This is a genomic window from Maribacter aurantiacus (assembly GCF_005780245.1).
Lineage (GTDB): Bacteria > Bacteroidota > Bacteroidia > Flavobacteriales > Flavobacteriaceae > Maribacter > Maribacter flavus.
In genome coordinates this window covers 1-3,692 of sequence record NZ_VBUK01000022.1, presented here as the reverse complement: position 1 = coordinate 3,692, position 3,692 = coordinate 1, and the positions used below count along the sequence as shown (strand labels likewise).

The following is a 3,692-nucleotide window of genomic DNA, read 5'->3' as shown; positions in this document are numbered from 1 at the left end:
AGGACACGCTGCTTTTACATAGATGCTAACCGCAATTACGGCGGATTCGACTACGTCCGAATCCACTCGGAATTGCTAAAGTCTGTGCTAAACCGAAAACTAACGCATATAAACCCGTAACTGACGGTTATACGAGACCGTTGGCAATAATTAAAACCAAAGAATATGAAAACAAAAAAAACCTTGTTACTGATTTTGGGAATATGTCTATTATTCTCTTGTAAAAAAAATGAAAAACAACGAGTAGAAAATAATGCTGTTGTCTATTATGGTGGAGACATTATTACTATGACAGGAGAAAATCCCGAATATGCCGAAGCGATTGTAGTTAGGGACGGTAGAATATTATTTGTAGGTGACTCAAGTGAAGCTATGGAAATAGCAGGAAACGGTCATCAAATGATAGACTTAAATGGTAAAACCTTAATGCCTAGCTTTATCGACCCACATTCTCATTTTATTAATTCATTAGGAATGAGCACTCAGGCCAATTGTTCGCCCTCACCTGTTGGAGAAGCTGATAATGTAGCTGGTGTAGTAAAAGCTTTACAAAACCTTCAATCAGAAAAAAACATACCAGATGGTAAATTAATAATGGGCTATGGCTATGACGATACCGTGATGCCAGAAGGTAAATTATTAAATCGGGACGACTTAGATGAAGCCTTTCCAAATAATCCTGTAATGGTGATGCACGTTTCTTTGCACGGAGCTGTTTTAAACTCTAAAGCTTTAGAACAATTTGGGTTTTCTGAAAAAACCGAAACACCACCCGGAGGAATTATCGTAAGAAAACCTGGAACCAATAAACCTTATGGCTTGATAATGGAAACCGCATTTTTACCCATTTTTTCTCAATTACCTAAGCCAACTGAAGAAGAGCTGTTACAACAAATTAAAGATGGGCAAATGATTTATGCAGCGGCTGGAGTTACAACTGCACAAGATGGAGCGGCTCATTTAGGAGATATACAAATCGTTCAAAAAGGTGCAGATAATAAGTCTTTATTCATTGATGTTGTTTCCTATCCTTTTATAACCGAATTCGATACAATTTTTAAACTTTATAGTGCTGATGATTTTGGTAAATACAATAATCGATTTAAACTAGGTGGTATTAAAATAACCATAGATGGCTCGCCTCAAGGACGAACAGCATTGTTTACAACACCTTATTTAACTGGTGGCCCTAGTGGTGAAGAAAACTGGTTAGGAGAATCTACATTTTCGCAGGACGAAGTCAACCAAATGCTAAAAAACGTGTATGATAAAGGTTTACAATCAACTTTTCACGCTAATGGTGATGGTGCCATAGATATGTGTATAAAAGCTCACGAATTCGCTAGCAATGGAAATCCAACCAAAGAACGCAGAACTACAATTATCCATTCTCAATTTGTACGTCCAGACCAATTAGATAAATATGTGGAGTATAATATGATTCCATCGCTCTACACTGAGCATACTTTCTTTTTTGCGGATGCCCATATAAAAAATAGAGGTTTGGAGCAAGCGTCTTTTATAAGCCCAATGAAAACGGCAATTTCAAAAGGATTGAAACCTACCAACCACACAGATTTCAATGTAGCACCCATAGACCAAATGATGGTTGTTTGGACGGCTGTAAACAGAGTTTCAAGAAATGGTGAAGTTATAGGTGCGGACGAAAGGATTTCGCCATATCAAGCCTTAAAAGCAATTACCATCAATGCGGCTTATCAGTATTTTGAAGAAGCTAAAAAAGGGACTTTAGAAAATGGTAAGCTAGCAGATTTAGTTATTCTGGACAATAACCCCTTGAAAGTAGACCCTATGAAAATTAAAGAAATCAAAGTCCTTGAAACCATTAAAGAAGGAGAAACCATTTACAAAAAAAATTAGTTAGAGATGAAAAATATATATTTAATATGCTTGTTATTTTCTTTATGCCTTCAATACACACAGGCACAAGATACTTCGGTAGAAATAGACCCTTCTAAGCCTACCAATCTATACACGCAAATAAATACCTTAGGTGAGTACAATGCCTATGATGGTTTTGCTACCTATGGCACGAGAATTAATTTTCAATATGCCTTCAACCCTGATAACCTTTTATTAGCAGAAGTTCCACTTTTGTATAATGATGCAACTAATAAGTTTGGGCTTTCGGATGTAAGAGTGCGTTACTTTAATGCAGTCAAGCGGAATATATCAAAAACTGTTATCGCCATTGCACCTTTTGCAGACATTAGTATCCCAACAGGTTCTGTCGCCAATGGACTTGGTTCAGACACTTGGTCTTTAGCAGCTGGTGCAGTAGTTGGTATAGTATTAAATAAGAATATATCACTATTCCCAGGGGTTAATTACGTGTATTTAACAGAACCTAAAGAAAGTGGTTTCGGGTTTCAAACAAATATGAGCTTGAAATTTAGCAAACAAGCATTTGTTTTTTTAAATCCTATTGTTACAATGTTTGATTTTGACACTATTTGGCAAGCTGAAGTTAATTTTAATTACATAATTACCCCTAACAAATTTAAAGTCAACGCTGGCTGGTATCCAAACTTTACAAATGATATCAATACAATGAGAGTAGGCGCAACTTTTTTTCTTTAAGAAAGATGTAATTTGGTTTATAGAATTACTATGTGCCTAGATTAAACTATAACTATTGCCAACATTGGCTATAAGTAATTGCTGGTTCTCGCCTACTTCTGAAAATCCTCGCGGATTTTCAGTTTGGTGTGAACTTGCAAGGTTAAGTGCTAAACTACGCAACTACTCATAGCCGAGACCGTTAGGCAACATTTGAGAAACAGACTATGACAGAATTTATTGCAATCATAATAATTATAATCGTCATTGCTTATTTCATTGGAAAAAGCAAAACGAAAAAGACTTCTAAAGTTCAAAAAAAAGTTGTTCCTCAAAAACAGAATACAAACGTAAACACGAATCGAATTGACATTGTAGAAGATAAAATTCTGTACAAGAAAAAAGGAATAAAAACCTTTGAGATGAAAGGAATGTTTTATCAAAATTTAAACCCAAAAATTCATAGCGGAGATTTCATCGGAATTGGAAAATGTGAGGACAATTCACACGATATGTACGCAGTCGGAATTTATAACCAACAAAATGAATTACTTGGTTATACGCCAAAAGGCAATAAAAGACTGAATAACTCGCTTGCTGAATGGAATAACGGAAAGGTTCCTGTTTGGGGCGGACTTTCTCACGATGATTATGACGATAGATGGTATGGAACTGTATATATTCCAGTCGGTCTCACAGCTGAACAAATAGAAAAAGTTGAGAAAATTTTGAGCCTAAAATCTGATAATCAAACTCAAATCAAGAAAAAAGAAAAGTCAACCGAAAAATATTTTGAGATTTTAAACAGACATAGAGAAATAACAGAATTGTTGAACGATTTAAAAAATCCAGAGGAATTTTATTACTCTTTTCCTAAAAATCTTGTTCCTTCAATTTCAAGTCATTTAGAAAAAGAAAAGAACTGGGAAAAGTTATTGGAATTGGAAAAACATCAGGACTTGATTTCTGAATTAAGTGATAAGTTTAGGGAAACCACATTAAAACGAATTGAAAAAGCAAAGAAAAACGTTGCCTAACAATGTATCCTATGAAAAGCCCTAGTCCAGTTCTCTAAAGTTAATATTTAATTTTCAATTACCTCATAATGATGG

3 protein-coding genes are annotated in these 3,692 nt (G+C 35.0%); all 3 read left to right on the top strand.

Annotation, left to right across the window (positions count from 1 at the left end; translation table 11 throughout):
* Window positions 1–165 precede the first annotated feature (165 nt).
* Window positions 166–1,881 (top strand): amidohydrolase, encoded by a 1,716-nt coding sequence (locus tag FEK29_RS17780; protein WP_205123428.1) that lies wholly within the window; start codon window positions 166–168, stop codon window positions 1,879–1,881.
* A 6-nt stretch (window positions 1,882–1,887) separates the two neighbouring features.
* A complete protein-coding gene (locus FEK29_RS17775; RefSeq protein ID WP_138259781.1) occupies window positions 1,888–2,601 on the top strand; it encodes a hypothetical protein in 714 nt (237 codons plus the stop codon).
* 206 nt (window positions 2,602–2,807) lie between these two features.
* Complete coding sequence (locus FEK29_RS17770; RefSeq protein WP_138259780.1) at window positions 2,808–3,617, top strand: hypothetical protein; 810 nt, start codon at window positions 2,808–2,810, stop codon at window positions 3,615–3,617.
* Window positions 3,618–3,692: the final 75 nt, after the last annotated feature.